General features: G+C 56.5%; 1 pseudogene. It reads left to right on the forward strand.

Annotated features, from left to right (window positions below):
- Window positions 1-995: pseudogene (locus RA24_RS21450) on the forward strand (IS3 family transposase); the annotation flags it as partial.
- Window positions 996-1,029 lie beyond the last annotated feature (34 nt).

The following is a 1,029-nucleotide window of genomic DNA, read 5'->3' on the forward strand; positions in this document are numbered from 1 at the left end:
TGGAAGAAGAAGTACGGTGGAATGGGCACTGACCAATTGAGGGAACTGAAGCGGCTTCAGAAAGAGAACGAGCGGCTTCGCAAAGCTGTTTCTGATCTGACGCTGGACAAGCTGATCTTGGCGGAAGCCGCGAAGGGAAACTTCTGAGCCCCGCTCGTCGCCGTGCTTGCATTGATCGCGTTTGTGGTGAGTTGAATGTCTCGGAACGCCGCGCGTGCCGCGTTCTGAGACAACACCGATCCACGCAGCGTAGGGTGCCAGTTGGTCGCCTGGATGAAGAACGATTGGTGGCCGACATGATCGAGCTGACCCGGCAATATGGCCGCTATGGCTATCGTCGGATCGCAGCGCTGCTGAGAGATGCAGGCTGGCATGTGAATGACAAGCGGGTCGAAAGGCTGTGGCGACGAGAGGGGCTGAAAGTGCCCATGAAACAACCAAAGAAGGGGCGGCTCTGGCTGAATGACGGATCGTGCGTTCGGCTACGGCCAGAATACCGTGATCATGTTTGGTCTTACGACTTCGTGCATTGCCGGACTGATGACGGAAGGGCGTTCCGCACGCTCAACATCATCGACGAATACAGCCGAGAATGCTTGGCAATCCGCGTGGATCGCAAGCTGAACTCCGGCAACGTCATCGATGCGCTGAGCGACCTGTTCATCCTGCGCGGCGTGCCTTCGTTTATTCGGTCTGACAATGGCCCGGAGTTCGTTGCGCAGGCCGTGCAGGACTGGATCAAAGCCGTCGGTGCAAGGACGGCTTACATCGAACCCGGCTCACCCTGGGAGAACGGATACTGTGAAAGCTTCAACGCCCGGTTCAGGGATGAGTTCTTGAATGGCGAAATCTTCTACAGCCTGCGAGAAGCTCAAATCCTGATCGAAGAATGGAGGAAACACTACAACACGAAACGCCCACATAGTGCTCTGGGCTACCGCCCTCCGGCCCCGGAAACCATCGTCCAGATGGACCAAAGGCCGGTCATGCACTAACAATCAAATTGGACCACTCAAGTGGGGCTGATTA

The sequence above is a fragment of the Leisingera sp. ANG-M6 genome (assembly GCF_000813905.1).
Taxonomy (GTDB): domain Bacteria; phylum Pseudomonadota; class Alphaproteobacteria; order Rhodobacterales; family Rhodobacteraceae; genus Leisingera.